Annotated in this window: 19 protein-coding genes and 1 pseudogene; 5 read left to right on the forward strand and 15 right to left on the reverse strand. The window is 34.0% G+C overall.

The annotated features are described in order from the left end of the window. The 4 genes from EPK97_RS19285 to EPK97_RS19300 form a co-directional block, all read right to left on the reverse strand. A partial coding sequence (locus EPK97_RS19285) for a hypothetical protein (RefSeq protein ID WP_420826815.1) occupies positions 1-458 on the reverse strand: 458 nt, incomplete at its 3' end. A gap of 415 nt (positions 459-873) precedes the next feature. Next, entirely contained in the window at positions 874-1,419 is a 546-nt protein-coding gene (locus EPK97_RS19290) for a hypothetical protein (RefSeq protein ID WP_170295584.1), read from the reverse strand. Between the two features lie 17 nt (positions 1,420-1,436). Continuing rightward, the gene (locus tag EPK97_RS19295; protein ID WP_162038270.1) at positions 1,437-3,284 is read right to left on the reverse strand and encodes an SLC13 family permease; all 1,848 of its coding nucleotides are present in this window, start codon (positions 3,282-3,284) and stop codon (positions 1,437-1,439) included. Between the two features lie 267 nt (positions 3,285-3,551). Beyond that, positions 3,552-4,004, reverse strand: a complete 453-nt coding sequence (locus EPK97_RS19300; RefSeq protein ID WP_162038271.1) for an SRPBCC family protein — start codon at positions 4,002-4,004, stop codon at positions 3,552-3,554. Positions 4,005-4,174: 170 nt separating this feature from the next. On the opposite strand from EPK97_RS19300, the pseudogene EPK97_RS22030 reads away from it, so the two are divergent. Further along, positions 4,175-4,440: pseudogene (locus EPK97_RS22030) on the forward strand (DUF6597 domain-containing transcriptional factor); the annotation flags it as partial. A 57-nt stretch (positions 4,441-4,497) separates the two neighbouring features. Then, complete coding sequence (locus EPK97_RS22035; protein ID WP_240903895.1) at positions 4,498-4,962, forward strand: helix-turn-helix domain-containing protein; 465 nt, start codon at positions 4,498-4,500, stop codon at positions 4,960-4,962. A 42-nt stretch (positions 4,963-5,004) separates the two neighbouring features. Here EPK97_RS22035 and EPK97_RS19310 read toward each other — a convergent pair whose 3' ends face one another. From EPK97_RS19310 to EPK97_RS19335, 6 genes are all read right to left on the reverse strand, one after another. Further along, complete coding sequence (locus EPK97_RS19310; RefSeq protein WP_205690285.1) at positions 5,005-5,661, reverse strand: glycosyltransferase; 657 nt, start codon at positions 5,659-5,661, stop codon at positions 5,005-5,007. Positions 5,662-6,110: 449 nt separating this feature from the next. After that, positions 6,111-6,695, reverse strand: coding sequence for a hypothetical protein (locus EPK97_RS19315; RefSeq protein ID WP_162038272.1), 585 nt, complete (start codon positions 6,693-6,695; stop codon positions 6,111-6,113). Between the two features lie 185 nt (positions 6,696-6,880). After that, positions 6,881-8,092, reverse strand: coding sequence for an L-2-hydroxyglutarate oxidase (lhgO, locus tag EPK97_RS19320; protein WP_162038273.1), 1,212 nt, complete (start codon positions 8,090-8,092; stop codon positions 6,881-6,883). A gap of 18 nt (positions 8,093-8,110) precedes the next feature. After that, positions 8,111-9,040: a glutarate dioxygenase GlaH gene (gene glaH, locus EPK97_RS19325; protein ID WP_162038274.1), complete on the reverse strand. Its 930-nt coding sequence runs from the start codon at positions 9,038-9,040 to the stop codon at positions 8,111-8,113. Between the two features lie 223 nt (positions 9,041-9,263). Next, on the reverse strand, positions 9,264-9,956 hold the full coding sequence (locus tag EPK97_RS19330) for a class I SAM-dependent methyltransferase (protein ID WP_162038275.1): 693 nt from the start codon (positions 9,954-9,956) through the stop codon (positions 9,264-9,266). 142 nt (positions 9,957-10,098) lie between these two features. Beyond that, the gene (locus tag EPK97_RS19335) at positions 10,099-10,419 is read right to left on the reverse strand and encodes a DUF3870 domain-containing protein (protein ID WP_162038276.1); all 321 of its coding nucleotides are present in this window, start codon (positions 10,417-10,419) and stop codon (positions 10,099-10,101) included. A 112-nt stretch (positions 10,420-10,531) separates the two neighbouring features. Between EPK97_RS19335 and EPK97_RS19340 the strand changes: the two genes are divergently transcribed. Next, complete coding sequence (locus EPK97_RS19340) at positions 10,532-11,212, forward strand: class I SAM-dependent methyltransferase (protein ID WP_162038277.1); 681 nt, start codon at positions 10,532-10,534, stop codon at positions 11,210-11,212. 113 nt (positions 11,213-11,325) lie between these two features. Here EPK97_RS19340 and EPK97_RS19345 read toward each other — a convergent pair whose 3' ends face one another. Then, positions 11,326-12,369 carry a YkvI family membrane protein gene (locus EPK97_RS19345; RefSeq protein ID WP_162038278.1) on the reverse strand — a complete coding sequence of 348 codons (1,044 nt, stop codon included), beginning with the start codon at positions 12,367-12,369 and terminating at the stop codon, positions 11,326-11,328. Between the two features lie 229 nt (positions 12,370-12,598). Here EPK97_RS19345 and EPK97_RS19350 point away from each other — a divergent pair, with 229 nt between their 5' ends. After that, a complete protein-coding gene (locus tag EPK97_RS19350) occupies positions 12,599-12,892 on the forward strand; it encodes a HesB/YadR/YfhF family protein (protein ID WP_162038279.1) in 294 nt (97 codons plus the stop codon). 21 nt (positions 12,893-12,913) lie between these two features. Next, positions 12,914-13,120, forward strand: a complete 207-nt coding sequence (locus tag EPK97_RS19355) for a hypothetical protein (RefSeq protein WP_162038280.1) — start codon at positions 12,914-12,916, stop codon at positions 13,118-13,120. An 88-nt stretch (positions 13,121-13,208) separates the two neighbouring features. Here the strand turns inward: EPK97_RS19355 and EPK97_RS19360 are convergent, their stop codons facing one another. The 4 genes from EPK97_RS19360 to EPK97_RS19375 all read right to left on the reverse strand — a co-directional run bounded on the left by EPK97_RS19360 (position 13,209) and on the right by EPK97_RS19375 (position 18,491). Next, positions 13,209-15,608, reverse strand: a complete 2,400-nt coding sequence (locus EPK97_RS19360) for a penicillin acylase family protein (protein ID WP_162038281.1) — start codon at positions 15,606-15,608, stop codon at positions 13,209-13,211. Positions 15,609-15,758: 150 nt separating this feature from the next. Beyond that, entirely contained in the window at positions 15,759-17,153 is a 1,395-nt protein-coding gene (locus EPK97_RS19365) for a sensor histidine kinase (protein ID WP_162038282.1), read from the reverse strand. Then, positions 17,150-17,833: a response regulator transcription factor gene (locus EPK97_RS19370; RefSeq protein ID WP_162038283.1), complete on the reverse strand. Its 684-nt coding sequence runs from the start codon at positions 17,831-17,833 to the stop codon at positions 17,150-17,152. Before EPK97_RS19370 ends, EPK97_RS19365 begins: the two co-directional genes overlap by 4 nt. Positions 17,834-17,936: 103 nt before the next feature. After that, entirely contained in the window at positions 17,937-18,491 is a 555-nt protein-coding gene (locus EPK97_RS19375; protein ID WP_162038284.1) for a hypothetical protein, read from the reverse strand. Positions 18,492-18,724: the final 233 nt, after the last annotated feature.

Consider the following 18,724-nt stretch of genomic DNA (forward strand, 5'->3'; position numbering starts at 1 on the left):
GCTGCTTTTGCTTCTTCCATTACATACATATTATCCAATTCTTCCAGGATTTCTTCTACCGTTTTTCCTTCTGTTTTAATCCCTGCTGCTTTTGCTTCTTCCATTACATACATATTATCCAATTCTTCTAGGATTTCTTCTACCGTTTTTCCTTCTGTTTCTACACCCGCTGCTTTTGCTTCTTCCATTACATACATATGATCTAATTCTTCCAGGATTTCTTCTATCGTTTTACCTTCTGTTTCAATCCCTGCTGCTTTTGCTTCTTCTAAAATTAGTTCAGGATCAAAAATTTCAAATGGTGGAATATCTATATTAAATAAAAAATCATCTTCGTAAACAATTTCATTAGCACCAGCATTTGTACTCCCAAACGCACTCGTTACCCCGACTAAACCAATTCCTACTGCCAATACAATAGCTGTAACAGATTTTTTTAATGACATTATTTTAAACATATTAATCCTCCTTATTTTTCTATTTTTAAATTCTTTTTTGTTCAGTATTCTAATCAATGTGAGAATGGTTTCAGGACTTCAGTTTGATTCTTAAAACAATTATCATTTCATTTGAATCTACTGGGGGAATCTCCCAGAATGCTTTTATCAATTTCCACTCTTCCGTTGATTTTTTTTACATTTCAACACCTCCCTACAACTGTAGTCCGTAAGTATATACTACAACTGTAATCTTTTCTTGTCAATAGTAATGATTAAAAAAATGCTCTGAAAACTAAAATCAACCCTGAAAATCCTAAGATGGGATTTGAATTGCCTTCAATCGTAAAAAAACCTCCAAAACCACTTTATTTGTGATTTTAGAAGTTTTTTGGTGAGTTCTTTTTATTATTTATTTAACCAACGAATTTAAAGTTCACGTCGTTATTAATAAATGATTAAATTCATTCCAAAAAGCCAAATACATTTCTTTTTCATACTTATCTTCAAACTTTTTATCAGCACTTTTATCAAAATATTGTTTCGTTGATAATGCAAATGATACGATTTGGTTTTTGTACTCTTCCCGAGTTACTTCAACAGATAGATTCGGATAAGATTGATATCCATCTTTAGAATTTGTTGATGTAATTTTTATAAAATCACTTAACTTAACCATATTATTTGCATGTTCTACTGACCAGTGAATAGATATTGGACATCCAATCATTAATATTAAACCACAACCATGTAAAATTAACCCCTCTGATGTTTCAGGACTAGAATTAATATCTTGTCTTAAACTTCTTAATAAAGATAATGCTGATTCGCTAATTCCCCACTCTTCATCTAGATCTGGAGCTGTAATGATTGTATTATTCACTCTTAAGTTAATTTGACCATGAGAACATAAGTCAACCTCTTCATTCTTATCTTCTATCCAATGTTGATTTACAATTGAAATATGAAATAACTCACTCAATATATATTCCCTCCAATTTAAAATGGAAACAGCAGTGGTATCATGATGAGCATCACAATACCAAGAACGAGTTGCAATGGAACGCCCACTTTTACATAATCAGAAAAAGAGTATCCTCCTGCTGTCATGACTAAAGCATTTGTAGGTGAAGCAACTGGAGTGGCAAATGCCATGCTGGCAGATATAGCTACTGCCATTAAAAAAGGATAAGGACTTACACCTAAATTAATACCTGTTGTGATCGCTATAGGAGCAAATATAACTGCTGTAGCCGTATTACTTATAAATTGGCTTAATAACATCGTAATCAAATAAAAACCAATTAACAGAGGATAAGTTCCCAGCTCACCTATCGTTGATAACAATCCATCTGATATGTATTCAATGCCACCTGTTTTTTCTAATGCTGTAGCCATGGGTAACATGGCAGCTATTAATACAACTGCTTCCCAATTTACTTGTTGATATGCTTCTGAAATGGATTTAATACATCCTGTTATGATCATCAAAAAAGCAGAAATCATAACAGCTACTACAGTGGGTACTAGCTCTAATATCATCATGGAAAGCATAAAGAGCATAATGGCTGCAGCAATCGGTGCCTTCCCTTTGGCATAAGCTGTTTTTGCTTCTGTAGAAACATCTGCCCCACTAATTACGTCTAACTTTTCACTTGCTAATAACTCGATATCATCCCAATCGCCATGAATCAATAGAGCGTCACCTAGATTCAACTTAACGTCCTTTATATTAGAAACAATAAATCTTCCTTTTTTATTAATGGCTACTACGTTACAATGGTATTTTTCTCTAAAATGCAGCTCAGCAATAGTTTTATTTTGAAATTTAGAATGAGGGGGAATAAAAAACTCCAGTAGTCCGAATTTCTTAGAAACGAGTTCTTCTTGTAATATCTTATTATCTTTATTTTCATGTTCAAGATTATAGTCAGAAATAAACTGATTAACTACCTGTCCATCACCAAATAAAAGTAAACAATCATTTTCTTGCAGAATGGTGTTAGAGTTAGGGGTCAGTTGTTTTTGTCCCAATCCAATAAAACGTCCGTTTATTCTACGGTGAATTTCAACCACAGTGATTTTATATTTTTCAGAAAGTTTAATATCAGCTAAATTTTGACTCACAATATTAGAAGTGCTAGTAACACGAACATAATGAAGTTTATTCTGCAACTCATAAAAACTAATTAGTTCATTAGATGATAAAGAGGATTGTGCATTTTGTCGAGTTTGACGGTTCGGTAACAACTTGTTCCTTGTAACTAAAAGAAATAGCCCCCCAACAATTAATGCCACTAATCCTATCGGTGTAAAATCAAAAAAAGATAACGGTTCATAGTTGTATTCTAACAATACCTCACTAATGACGATATTAGGAGGTGTCCCAATTAAAGTCATCATCCCACCTAAACTGCTTGCAAACGCAAGTGGAATTAAAAATTGAGATGGGTTTGCTTTCATTTCCATACAAATACTTAAAACAACGGGCAACAAAACGGCAACAGTACCTGTATTACTTAAAAACCCACTAAAACCACCCACAACAATAATAATGATGATAAAAAGCTTCCACTGGCTTTCTCCAGCTAATCTAAGTAACTGTTTGCCAATTTGCTTGGCTAAACCTGTATTAAATATGCCCGCTCCAACAATAAATAAACTAGCGATCATAATGACAATAGAGTTAGAGAAACCTGCCAAAATTTCATTCGTGGTTAGGATGCCTGTTATAAATAATAACAATAGTGATCCTACCGCTACGATATCCGCTCTTATTTTACCACTTATAAAAAATAGGGTAGCGATGATTAATATAATAAAGGTTGAAAGCATATCTACTGACATATCTACACCCCTCTAAAATGATTCTATTCTAAACACTTAAATCAACTGAAAATGAATTAAGTAAATTATACCATTAGGTTTAAAATATAGTGTAATACTCGTCACACCACCATATCTCATTACTCATCTATAAAACATGCACTTTTGTATATATAAGAAGGAACGAGTGATCTTCATCCCGTCCCTTACACCATTACAATATTTTTCCTTAAACATTTTTATTTATTCTTGTTTGTTCCACTTCATAAGAAAAACTCTATCCCTGCTCTACCAACCAAAATCTAATACGTTCCCGGTTTCAGTCACTGTTTTTATATTACTAAGAATCATCCACCAATGCTGCTCCGCATTTTGATAAGCAGGGTGGTTAGCTGTCCACTGATCATTCACTAATGTCAATTTTGTACATTTACCAACCGACTCTAAGGTAAAAGTAACTCTTGACTCAAGTTCTTCATGATTGGCATGATAAGATGAACCTGGGTGTTCCATATAACTAAATACTTTATTAGGCTCAAATGCTAAGATCTTTCCATACACATGAACCGTTTCGTCCCCTTCCTTACCAGGTCCTACATACGCAAACGAATCTTCTTCTTTGAAAGTGGAATTTATCACACATCCAAAAAAAGTTTTGCGAGTGCCTTCCGGTGATACTAACGTATTCCATACCTGTTCTGGCTGAGCATCAATGTAAAATTCATATTTTAGATTATTCATGATCATCCTCTATCATTTTATTTGTTTAACTTTACTAAGACGATTATAATTGTTAATAAAATGAAAGTATTGTAAAAACACGACAAGTCCATTCTTATGATTAGAACTCCTAACCTATAAAAGAATAAAAAGGAGAACAAGAAATGCATTCTAATGTAACTAAAAAAAGTATGGGGGTTTTGAAGTTAAACGAGAGAGATAAAAATTATCTCCTCTCACGTTATACTCCCTCTGAAGAAACAAGTTTTTTCATAAAACACTTTTGGAGCGTTACCTGGGACTTAACCAATATAGAGCCATTTTGGCAGGATGTCATTCCGAATCCTTGCGTAAATTTAGTCATTGAAAAAAATAAAACCGGTATATTTGGTCCTGCAAAAATATGTTCTCTTATCCTGTAAAAGGAAAGGGGCGTGTTTTTGGAGTCAAGTTCAAACCGGGAGGATTTTATCCCTTTATTAAACAAACAATTTCTGAATTAACCGACCACCCTATGGACGTTCAAAATGTATTTACTATTGATTCTCAGACACTTGAGAAAGCTGTTCTGTCCCTTCATGATGAGGAAAAAATGGTTGCATACTTAGAAAATATGATTCGTGAAAAACTTCCTGAAAAAGATGAGAATGTAACATTTATAAATGAAATCATCAATGTAATTATTGAAGACCAAGAAATTACCAAAGTAGATCATGTTTGTGAACAGATCCAAATAAACAAAAGAAAGTTACAAAGAATGTTCCAACAATATGTAGGAGTCAGCCCAAAATGGGTAATTAAACTTTACCGCCTTCAAAATGCAGCTGAAATGATCGACCATAATTCAAATCATGACTGGTTAAAGTTGTCGATGGACCTTGGTTATTATGATCAATCCCACTTTATTAAAGATTTCAAAAACATCATTGGTAAAACACCGGACGAATATGCTCGCAAACATTCCAACACAATAAAATAGCGACCTCTAACTTTGAACTAGAAGCCGCACAATGATTTAGATTTACTTAAACTGATCTGGAAACTGTTTAATGATCCCTACTGAAAGAGTATCAGCCAATTTAATAATGTGATCTTCACCCTCATCGAAAGCTGCGATATCAGCTCCCCAATCCTTTTTCAACCTAGCAACCACTTCATCTCTTGTTAATTCTAAATGTACGTAAAGTAAATCCTGTAATTCTTCTTCTGACCAGTTTGGATTTGCCTTACTTAAAAAGCTGGCAATATCATCGGCATTTTTAAACCATGCCGTATTTTGTTTTTCGTATTCAACTTCATCTTCTCTTTTTGCTGCATCAATAATTTTACCAGCGATCAGAATATGATCTGTCAACAGTTTGGTTAGCTCTTTACCCGCTTCGTCCCCGTAGTAAGGTTTGATTGCATTACCGATGTCCACTTGATTTTGCAACAATCTCTCTAATGCTTTTTCTTTATCATCTAGGCCAGCAAGTTTGCTGATGATCACATTTCTTGTCCACCATGTGTGGTCGATCCAAAGTCTTCTAAGTTCAAATTTAAAATCTACAACTGCTTGACTATAACAATCCGGTTGAACATTTTCAGTTCTTTCCGCACTCGCATGTAAAGGTGCTGATAATATAGAACAAAAAATGACAATCATTATTATTTTGGAAATCATATTTACTTTGATCATTTGTATATTTCACTCCTTTTTAATGTCATGGAAATATCGTTTTCTTGTTTATTTTGGATCATTCCAGTTTTTTCATACTATATTTTTAAAAAACTAAAAACGCTTAGACAACATAACAGATGCCCAAGCGTTTTATTCATTTTTCTTATTTAAAATTCATGATTTTCAAGTCATTATCCACCTACTATAAAATCAAATACTTCTTGTAATTTAAAATAAATAAAAAGAAGAATACCCAAATTCAAAATGATTGCAAAAATGAACATTTTATTTAATTTACGTGTGTTTGATATTGAATCAACTAAAAACCTACAATCCATATAGTATTTATTGGGATTCGTTTTTATAATGTAAACATCAATTTGACTTGATAACTCACTTGATGGATCGTTCCAAAGGTTTTCACTTTGAAATGTATGTATTTGATCCTTAACAACTAGATACCCCTCCTATTTTTTCAGATTCTGTTCATACTCCAAACGCAGATGTAAGTTTAAAGTACATATAGATGAGTATTCCAAAAAAATCATAGGAATGATTGCACTTTTACCCATTTTAGGCATAGTTAATGCCGAATCTCCTAAGAACCTACAATCCATATAGTATTTTTTAGGATTATGTTCATCAATGTAAACATCAATTTGACTTGGTAAATCAATGGTTGAATGAATCCAAAGGTTTTCACTAGTAAATGTATGAGTTTGATTCGTCATTGGATTGTACCATTCTGCTTTTATTTTATAAGGTGATTGACCTGTGCTCGTGTTCCACGCTCCATAACCTTTTAGCTTAATACTATAGTTAATAAAAACTCCTTCTACATCTGCTTTAATACTTTTTCCATTGGTAAGGAAGTGGTTCATTTTCATTTTTTTTATCATTTTTAAGATCGATGGTGCAATGAAAATGACTACCCCAGCAACAATAAACATGGTGCCCGTTTTCATAAAGGATGATTGAATAGGGCCTTCTGCAAATTTAATAAATATTATTCCTAATAAAACAGACATACCCGCCATATACTTACTTAACAAAAAAACTCCCCCTAATTTAACACATCAAATTCATTATATCTTAAAACATAGAAATTAGAAGGAAGATGTTTACATATTATTATTTAATTTTACAATTTTCTACTTTATTTTTATTAAAATTATCTTTATATCACTTCTAAGCACATCAATAGATCATTTCCTTCAGAAGAAGATTAAATTTAAGACTAACTCGTAAATATCTGATGAGATTCTACTTCTGGTACTTTCTCAGCAATTTCTCTCCCGATTGGAAAACAAGCAGTGGCAGCAGGAGAAGGTGCATTACACACATGAATACTTCTTTTCCCACTAACTATATAAAAATCGTCCACCAACTTACCATTAGATTGTAATGCTTGGGCTCTAACTCCTGAAGGTGCAGGTTCCAAATCACCCTCCTGAATAGAAGGAATTAATTCTTGTAGACTTTTTACAAAAGCTTTTTTACTATAAGAGCGCCACATCTCTTTCGCCCCCTCCTGCCAATACTTTGCTGCCAGCTTCCAGAACCCTCTAAAACTCATTACTTCTGAGAAGTCTCTCAAATCGAAATCTGTTTTCCTATAACCTTCTCTTTTTAAGCTTAATACCGCATTGGGTCCCGCTTCTACCCCACCATTCATCATTCGAGTAAAATGAACGCCGAGAAATGGAAAATCTGGATTAGGTACAGGATAAATCAAATTTTTTACTAGGTAATGTTTCTCTGGTATTAATTCATAATATTCTCCACGAAAAGGAACAATTTGCAGGTCTGGTTTTAAACCTGTCATCTTTGTAAGTCGATCACTATGAAGACCCCCACAATTTACAACATAACTTGTATTAAACTCCTTCTCATTTGTAATGACTTCCACCTTTTGCTCATGTTCTAATATGTCTTTTACTTCTGTGTTTAACAACATTTCCGCACCATGATTTTTTAGCAATAAAACTAATGTTTCACATACTTGTTTATAATCAACTATTCCTGCTTGAGGCACTTTAATTGCCTGTAAACCTTCAACATAAGGTTCTTCTTCCTTTAATTGATCAGGTCCAATCATGATAATATCCAGTCCATTAGCTAATCCACGATTATATAGGTTTTTCATGATCGATAGCTCAGTTTCCTTCGTTGCCACAATCACTTTCCCACACGGATCATAGTCAATATCGTATCTTGCACAAAAGTCTTTCATTTGTTGGCTGCCTGTTTTTGCAAACCTTGCCTTTAAGCTCCCTGGTGTATAATAAATTCCTGAATGGATGACCCCACTATTATTCCCAGTTTGATGTTTTGCCCATTGATTTTCTTTTTCTATGACTCTTAATCTGGCATGAGGAAATCGCTCGCTTAAAGCATATGCAGTAGATAACCCCACAATCCCTCCGCCAATGATCGTTATATCGTCCATATACCCTCCTTAAACCATTTACACTCCTGCAAAATAACCTCTTATTCTCATTAACTCACGATGTAAATTTGGATTTTTTTCAAAGGCTGCCCTTCCATGAAGCCAAAATGTATTATTAACCATGACTAGGTCACCAACTGGAAGTGGCAAAGCAACTGTAGCTGCACTATTCTCCATAGATTCAGACAAGTCCTTTAAATAAGCAGCTTGCTCCAACGTAGCAGGGTAAACAAATTGATCAATAAAACAGACACATGGTTTTCCATTTTTCTCATAAAAAGTTTGGTTATATACCGATTGTTGTACATTTTTACTAGATGGAGCTTTGTATTCTAACCGACATGTTGCTAACGCATGTTTTGAAAACTTCTCAAGATCTTCCCAATCATCTAAATGTAATAAACGAGATTCCCCTCCTATAGCATTTTCTTCGGCAAACTTCATCATTAATAGCCAATCTGTAGGTTCATCAAAAAATGTTCCATCTGTGTGAAGAGTAAAAAGTCTATAAGCTTGTCGTAAATATGAATCACTATTGTCGGTATCTTTAACTGTAAATCGTGCATAATACTTACCTGACATATCATCAAAGTTAACTCCACCTAACAAATGCGTAAGCGCTGTTGCAAATAAAACATACTGTTCATGTTCCAGTGTCTGCAGCTGCATGCCCATTGTAAAGCCACCTGATTTACGATCATGTAAAATATTGCGAATTATTTTTGAAAAGGTTTCACCTAACACACTTTGCAAAGATTGTGCTATAACTAACCTCATATATGGAACATATTCAAGTTGCTGAACATTCACATCTTGATTTTCTGATAAAAAGGTATTTAATCGCTCATGATTCATTTCAATATGATATAAACGTTTATGATCAGAATGCTCCTTTACTTCAAAAGTATCATACTTTCCTATAAATAGTTTTAAACTTTCTTTAATCATACGCTTTCTCCTCCTTTAAAATTAAAATAGCCAACTATACCATAACGAAAAAACGAAATGGTATAACTGGCTATAGTCTACTTACGGCTTCAGTGACTTGAAGTCCGATAAACTTTTCAGTTCACTACTATTTTTATTAATATTCCAAATATTTACCGATGCTGAAAGGGGCTGCCTTCCTACAAGTAATTTAAGTTTAGTTTATTTACTTTTCAAAAAATTGTCAATCCTTTTTTTGTTGGTATTTATTTACCAGTATAAACACCCACATGAATGTAAGGGATTGCTTTAATTCACTTGATAAGCCTTTAATTAATTCTTCTTTAACCCCTTTTTTATATACACCATGTCCATCAAGTATTTCCCAACCGCTTTCTTGAGCTAGCCTACCAAATTCCCACGGCATCATTGTATTGCAAATCACATTTTCTCCATACAATCTTGAGAAGCTATGCTGCCTTGGATGTGCGGTAGGTCCTAAAATACCAATACATAACATTCCATTCGGCTTTAAAACTCTTTGAAATTCTAATAGTGTTTCTCTAGGGTTCTCTGTCCATTCGATGCAATTTATAGACATCACACCATCAAATGTATACTTTGCAAAAGGAAGTTTAACTGCATCTGCTTGAAGAAATGTGAGTTGATCATCTATACTTCGTTTGTTGGCAATCTCGATCATTTCCCGAGAAATATCCATACCAATAACTCTATAGTTTTCTCTCATTAATTTATAAGAGCCATACCCATCGCCACAGCCAATGTCTGCAATATAGCTCCCTTTTGTCATATATTTTTTTAAAAATGGAATGATCGTTTTCCGACTTCCTTCTTCCCACATATTCTGACTACTTTCATTCCAATCGTTCGCCTTTTGACCCCATATATGTTGTGCTTGCTCATGCCAATGTCCCATTCTGACCTCCAATTTTTTGTATATATTTTTTTACAGTAAATTTATAAAGTTATTGTTTTATATATGTATATGTATGTATATAGATCCTCATTATTTCGGTTAGGTTATAAAGAAATGATTTGGAATGGCGATTATCATTAGATCACTTAGATTGTTTTGTTATATATAGATATTGCTTATGAGCATCTTTCACAGCAGAAATAAGTGCAGATTGTGCCTTTCCATAATAATGTTCCTCAATTCGATGAATGATCGGTTCAGTCCCTTCCAACAAGCTGTATCCTTTTAACAACTGACCAAAAAAATGCTGTGCATGACCCGTAGCTAATGTACAGGAAGCATCTATAATCACCCAATATTTTTTATCCGCTTCTATCGTTACAGTTAACGTTTGATGCAATTCACTTGCTGCCATTCCTTGTGGCAATTTTGCATGACCTGCTAACATGACTGTTTTGTTCATTTCCAATCCTCCGAATTTATATGTTTATTTAATTATACACCCTCTTGACCTTTACGTAACGTAAACAATTACAATCTAAAAAAATAAGAGAAAATAAGAGGTGACCATTACTATGCCTAACCATACTGAAATTTATAGGAAAGATGCTGAAAAATATCATGAGTTAATATCAAAACAAAACAATCTAACAAACATCATTAAACAAATACGACCATTCAAAGGGCTAGATATTGTTGATCTTGGAGCAGGTACAGGAAGACTGACTTCTGTACTTGTAGAGGAAGCAAAATCAATCATAGCACTTGACGCTTCGGAAGAAATGTTGAAGATAACAAAGGAGAAGTTAGAGAAAACAGGATTCACCAATTGGAAAACACAAGTTTCTGACCTTCGTAAATTGTCACTTCAAGATCAGAGCGCTGATCTCATCGTAGCAGGGTGGAGTATTTGTTATTTAGGAAGTTCAAACAATCCATATTGGGAGCAAGACATTTATAAAGTGATAAAAGAAATGAAACGAGCATTGAGAAGAAATGGAACCATCATCATTTTTGAAACGCTTGGAACGGGTGTAAAAACCCCATCACCTCCAGATTTTTTAAAGAAATATTATGCTGCCTTAGTTAATCAGTATTGTTTTTCTCATCAATCGATTAGACTAGATTATACTTTTGATGATATGCAACAAGCGGAGGAACTTACACGTTTTTTCTTTGGCAGTGATTTATCTAATAGAGTAGTTAAGGAAAATCTCGTTCATTTACCTGAATGTGTTGGGATTTGGTGGTTATAATTTCCCTTCCTCATATAATTTCATGGTGGTTTGGCATTGATACGGTTTAATATTTTTAATAATATGAAATTAAATAAATAGATGCTTACAGCAGACCATCCTTTGTATCTTTCTCACATTCTTAAAGATTGAGAATCTCTTCTCTTTCTCATCGCAATTCGTAAAGGGAATACCAAAATAGATAACAATAACAACAAGTTAATAAATCCAGCTAATGGATATAAAACAGAAACTAGAGTTGAAAACCCAAAGGCTGTTAAGGGAATCATAAATAATAGTATCAGCACAACGAACACCCAAATCGACACTCTAAACTTTTCTTGTAATCTGGCTGTTAACCCATATATTCCTGATGCAGCCGTTGTATAAATAGCTGTCAGAAGAAAAAGTGACATGAAAATGGTCATCATACTAGGGAGGTAATCTAAAATAGCGTACAAAGGAATTTCATATGTGTTGAGATCTACAGGTATCTTTAAAAGGGATTGATTATAAATAAAACAAATGAATCCTAACACCACTCCACTTCCAATACTAGCAATCGTAGCCTCACCTTTGGCTTTCATTTTATTTCCGATAACAGCTAGGACTGCAATGATAGGAAGAATATTAAATGCGGTAAAGGTAAATGCGGACAGCCACTTTTGTTGCAACCCAACGGAATCAATGAACGGTTCATTTAATCGCAGAATAAACAAGGATAATGTAACGATTAATCCAAGGATTAACACAGGAAATATGTAGAAATTAACAATCATTAAACCCTTGAATCCCCACACAAATTGCAGCGCTAGCAGTATTGCAAAAAGGAAAATCCCAACCCAATACGGAACATGAAAACTTTCTAAAACTGCCCCTCCACCTGACGTCATAACCACCGTTGTAGCAAACAAGTAAAATACAATGATCACATCATAAAAAGAGGAGAGCTTTTTCCCAATAAGCTTATGTAAAACAGGTAGAAAGTTCTCTGTTTTTTCTTCAAAACTGATATTCAATACGACATAACAACTGATTGAAAAAATAAATATAAACAAGAGAATCGATAACTCACTTTGTTTACCAAAAAATTGCCACACCTCTTGTCCGGAGGAAAATCCCGCCCCCATCATAACTCCAATAATTAAAGACATCCATTTAAGACCTGATTTCCACATGAAGTTATCCCCTATCTAAAAGATTTAATTTTAACATGTATTCGTTTATGAAACTTCACTCTCTATCTAGATATTAATCCGACTTTACCTTAAATTATTCTATTATCATATAAGATTTCCTTTATATGTTTATGAATAGATTACCAAGCAAAAAGGTTTTAATTGCATTGCATTTGCAACTATTGTTTGCCATAATTAAATTACTATTTAATAGAAAGGGAGATGCAAGATGAACCTGACAGTCACCCCTATAGCTGCAAATCATTTCAAAGATGAGTTTCAATTACAACATGGAGATTATGTGCAATTTTTTGTTAAGTATGGTGGACACAGTGTGATTCAGACTAGCTTTTCTCTTGGTATTTCCCACGATAAACCTGAAAAAATAGGAGCTTCAGTGGAAATAGACAATGTGACCTATTATGTAGAAGAAAGCGACTTATGGTATTTTGAAGACCATCAGTTGCAGGTAGATTTTAATAAACAAAACGAAGAGATTGAATATTACTATGATAAAGAATGAAAACCTTAAGGAGTACACAGCATGACAAATGAAACATCAGATAATCAATTAAAAGATCAACCAAAAAAGAAAGTAAGTTTACAAGAAGCAATTAAACAAAAGCTACAAAATTCCAAACAAGCCCATTCCCAAAACAATGCTGTAAAAAACAGAGGAAATCAAACCCAAAAACTAACAAGTCAACAAACTAAAAAAATAAATAATCAGCGCAAGCGAATGGGTGTATAAGTACCTAGATAACCCCTGCCTCATCACATTGAAGCAGGGGCTGTTCTTTTTCCTTTTTATCATTGATATTTTAGCCGTAAGTTCTTAATTATTCTGGTTTAAGTAAAAGTAAATCAGCATGCTTTCGATATTTAACTGGATCGGTACTAGTCACATGGTACCCTCCTTCTGCCCAATCATCCATCTGATCATGGTAATTTTCACTCATCACATGTCCACTTTGCCCTGGTCCAACTACACTATAACTTTCTGACATGTTTGCCAAATCCATAACTGTTCGCCATGAAGCCCCATGATTTACTTCACCCGTCTCACTTTTCCAGCTAGCTGCTCCTACAGTAATATCACTACCACTAACAGGTAAAGCAGACGAATTAAATAAAAGGTTCAAAGGCTTTATTGCAGCTAGAGGATGGCTAAATAAGATTTGATGATAATCTCCCCATGTCCACTTGTTCATATCCTTACCTTGTAATTCAACAGCTCTATCCACAGACCGTTTTAAAGCTGTTGAAACAACATCTTCTAACCCTCCAGCATCAGTTATCCATGGACCTGGCTTTCCTGTATATGCTTTTCGTATAAGTTCATCAACAACTTGTGATTTTCCTTTAAACAGTTTGAGCATTTCGTCATCTATTTTTTCTTCAAAAAGTACATTTTTTATTTCTTCCATCCAAAAATGGAAAACTAGCGGTTCAGCTAAATCTTTTTCATCTTCAAAATTCCAACCTATCATTTTTTCCATAACTTGTTGATCAATGGAACGTAACTCTTTATTTTTTAAAAGAGAGACAAAAATCGGAACAAATTCTTCAGCGTAGAGGTTTTTAATATCTAATTGAAGCCTCTTCATTTCTTCAATAGAAAATTGATCTTTATTAAGTAATACATCTCGAATTCGCTGTTGTCTATATGGTTGAGCCCAAATATTTGATAGGTGATACGGATAATCATCGGTAACAATCTTATTGTTCGCTGTAGAGATAAATCCCTCTTCTGGATTTACAATCGTAGGGAGTTCCTCCCACGGAATATATCCCTCCCATTCGTACTCCCCTGTCCAACCAGGCACAGGAACAAGACTTTCACCATTTTTTCGAATTGGAATTAAACCATTGGCTCGATAGGCGATGTCCCCATCTTTTGAAGCAAAAACAAAGTTAGACGCAGGCGCATAAAAATAAGTCAAAGCCTCTTTAAATTCTCCCCAATCTTTAGCCCTTCCAAATTTTAATACAACATCAAGTTCCGGGGAAGGCTCTAACGCGGTCCATTTTAATGCGAGTGCCGTGTCTGATTGTTCATCATGAGCAAATTCTGAAATAATGGGTCCATGGCGGGTTTCAATAACTTGATAATCAATCATATCCTTTCCTTTTACAGAGATGGGCTCTTCAATGATTTCCGCTTGTTCCCATTTTCCCTTATACTCAAATTCATACTCATTATCTGGGTTCCGTCTTTCAATATATAAATCCTGTACATCTGGCCCAACATTCGTAATACCCCAAGCGATATGTTGGTTTCTACCCAATATTACACCGGGTGCTCCTGGCACAATCACTCCACTCACTTCAAAATCTGGAGAAGTTAAATGAGTTTCTAACCAAATAGACGGTGTAGCAAGCCCTAAATGTGGATCGTTAGCGAGATAAGGAAAGCCAGATTCCGTCTTTTGTCCGGATAAAACCCAGTTATTACTTCCATTTAGTTCATTGGGACTTGGAACAGAGGCAAAACGATCCTTGATATCAAGAGGTTGATCACGCAGTGCTTGTATAACAGTTGCACCACCTTCTGGGTACGATGGAAATAGATCTAAGGTATGTTCATCAGAAAAGTTTTGTGCAAGATAGTAACGAAAGGCTTGAGCTTCCCAATAGCCACCTAAATCATAAGCCATGTATTTACCTACTAATATGGAATCAAATACGGTCCATTTTTCTGGCTTGTACCCCATAAGTTGAAATTCGATTGGTAGATCTCCATTTTCCATAGCTTCTTCAATATAAACATTCACACCTTTAGCGTAATTCACTAGTATTTGTTGTGTCTCTTCAGATAAAATCTCCCACGTCTCTTTTGATACGCGATGTAATCCGATCGCTCGAAAAAATTTGTCTTTTTCAATTGTTTTTTCCCCAATCACTTCACTAAGATGACCCGATGCCTGACGACGGATCATATCCATCTGAAATATACGCTCCTGTGCTGTCACATAACCTTGAGCAAAAAATAAGTCATTGAGGTTGTTTGCTTCAATATGTGGAACACCCCATTCATCACGGTATACAGATACTTCTTCTTGTAATCCACTTACTGCGATTTCACCATTTGTTTGGGGTTTGTTTCCTAGTAAATAAAAATATGCTGCAGCTATGAGTACAAAGAATAGTACAATAAAGAAACTCACACTAAAAAAAACAATACGACGCCGTTTAGTTTCAAAAAGAAAGCGTTTTCTCTTATCTATGGTTGATTCCATTATAAAATCCCCCTATCTTGCATCTTTTATTACCATACTATTCTAAGTCTTTTAGAAAAAAACCTGCTTTTTTTCTACTTAAAATCTTAAAACTCAAAAAAGAAAGCATCTATTGACCAAATAAATGCTTTCTACTATGACATTATCATATTAACTAATATATATGGCAGGAAATGACACTATTACGCTAGTTCCTTCACCCTTCTTGCTTTCGATTTCAATCGTACCTTCATATTTTTCTACTAAGTTTTTTGCAATCGAGAGACCAAGTCCAGTTCCTCCTTGTTCTCTACTTCTTGATTTATCTACACGATAAAAACGGTTAAATAGATAAGGGAGATGTTCATCAGCAATTCCAATGCCTTTATCTTCAACAGTAATAGAAATTTGCTCAAAATTCTTTGTTACTCCTAAACTAACTTCCTCACTTTTTGAGTATTTTAATGCATTGTCTACAAGGATGCGAAAAATTTGCTCAAATCGATCACCATCAATTAAAATGGCAACGTCTTTTTCACCTTCACGAATTGAAAAGAGAACTTCAGGATACACAGGTTTAAAATCTTCAATTAATTGTATTAATTTTTGGTATGGGTTAATAATTTCCTTTGGTAAAGTTTTCTCTTCTACCTCTGACCTAGTAAGTTCTAGCAGTGTAAGAACAAGCTGTTTCATTCGATTTAATTCATGTGTAGAGGTTCTTAATGATTCTTCTAAAATTTCTGGATTATCTTTACCCCATCTATTAAGCAAATTTAGATGACCTTCAAGAATGGTTACAGGTGTTCGAAGTTCATGTGATGCATCTTCAATAAATTGCTTTTGTTGGTTAAATGAACCTTCTAACTCATTCATCATCTCATTAAACATTTCTGAAAGATGACCAATCTCGTCATTTCTGTTGTACAGTGGCATTCTTTCTTTAAGACTTTTTTGCCGAATTCGTTTCATTGTATGAATCATCTCTCTCATCGGCAATAATAGCTGTCTTGAAAGAAAAAAACTAACCAGACCGCTTAACATCGCTGCAGCTACTCCTCCCCATAATAACAGGGGATGCATTGGTTTAATCATTTGATTAATCAATAACTTCATATTACGAGATACTTCAATAGATCCAGAAAAATGATTAGCCGTAAAAGGAAAGCGGTATGTGTATATCATATACTCATTCTCCTTTTCTCTATGAAAAGAGGGCTCAGTTACATACAGAGTATCCGGAAAATCAACCTTGTATTCAGAAGAGGTTTCGTATTTAATTTGACCACTCGAGTCAACAAAACGAATACGCTCTCCTTCTATAACTAATTTCTCTAACCATTCATTTACCTGTAATTCATTAATGGATGGTAAAGCACTTAACATCTCGGCTTTACTGATTATTTCTTCTTGTTGCTGTTCTTTAAATCCAGACATCATGACTTCAAATAAAATTCGATAAAATAACAGAAAAAAAACGAACATGAAAACAAATGACATTAAAAATATTTTTATCTTAAATGGAAGAGAAGACTGTTTTTTTTTAATCCACTTTATGATCTTCATTGTCTCATCACATAACCAATCCCTCTCACCGTTTCAATATATCTAGATGGGGAATCAGAATCTAACTTATTTCTCAAATAACGAACATACACATCCACTACATTGGTTTCCACGGAGGATTCAAAACCCCAAACGATATCAAGTAACATTTCTCTCGTTAATACCCGATTGATATTTTTCATAAATACCGTTAATAACTCATATTCTCTTTTTGTTAACTGAATAGTATCATCTTCTTGTTTTACAATACATGCATCTTGATCTACAAGTAAATCTTTATAGGATAACTGATTGCTTTTTTTAATAAAATCCATTCGATTCATGCGTCTGAATAATGATCGAATACGAGCAAGCAATTCTCCAATTTCAAACGGTTTTGCCAAATAATCATCTGCACCACTGTCCAGTCCATAAATACGATCAAATACACTATCGCGAGCTGTAAGCATAATGATGGGTGTATCAATTTTATTGGCACGAAGCCTTCGACAAATCTCTGTTCCATTAAGGCTTGGAAGCATTAAATCCAGCAATATTAATTCCCATTTCTCTTCTATTGCAAGGGATAACCCTTCTCTTCCATCAGAAGCAATTTTTGTATCGAACCCTTCATGACGGAGTTCTAATTCAATAAATCTGGCTAGGCTTTTTTCATCCTCAATAATTAAGATACGAATCATTATGACCCTCCTCTCAGAAAATGTAGTAAAAAAGAGGACCTAACCAATGGTTTGATTTTCACAAGTATAATCCTAATCACATATAGGGTCAATTTTCAGTGCCTTAGTGAAATTGCCCTCCTTTTGAATCAATAAAGTGATATATAAAGGCTATAAAAAAGAGAATTCCTAACCATAGGTGGTACTTTCCAATCAAGGGATTGGTTTTTGCCTTATTATTAAAATAATACCCTAATACAACAAGTAAGATCATAATAATAAAAGCGATTACTCCGCTCCAAAAACCAATCATTTGTTCAGGTAAATATACTGTAAAATAAATACTGTGAGCTGTACCCGCTGCTGCAACGAGCCAACCAAATAATACATGCCTCGTTTTAAAGAAAAGCCATATTTTTCGAATTGCTGTTGTAATCACATTTCTATTTTTTCTTACACCCATCCAAAGTTTATCCCAAACTAATAATAAAATTGCAGCAATCGTAAATATCACTGTTATTTTTGTTAAAAACCCATCTACATATTTCATTTGTTCTACAAAAGAGATAGGGACGAACAAATTTATGAAACTAATTGCAAGAAGAAGAAAACTGACCACTAGAACTATCATTAAAAAACCTTTAAGCGCAATCATCCTACGAGAAGCCGTTTTTTTCATTATCACTCTCTCCTTTATTTTTTTATTCTTTCATAATAAAGAAGAAGAGTGAAAATAGAGTTAGAATTAAATGAGAGTTTAATGAGAAGATAATACAATTCTTTATTGTTATTTCAAACTAAATCTATAACATACATATTCGTTGGATTTTACAAAGCCTAGTTTTTCAGCTCATGTTCTTGATTCCCCCAAACAATCCCACAATAACATTTTTCCTTCATTTCGTATATCTG

The organism is Chengkuizengella sediminis (genome assembly GCF_010078385.1).
GTDB lineage: Bacteria > Bacillota > Bacilli > Paenibacillales > KCTC-33759 > Chengkuizengella > Chengkuizengella sediminis.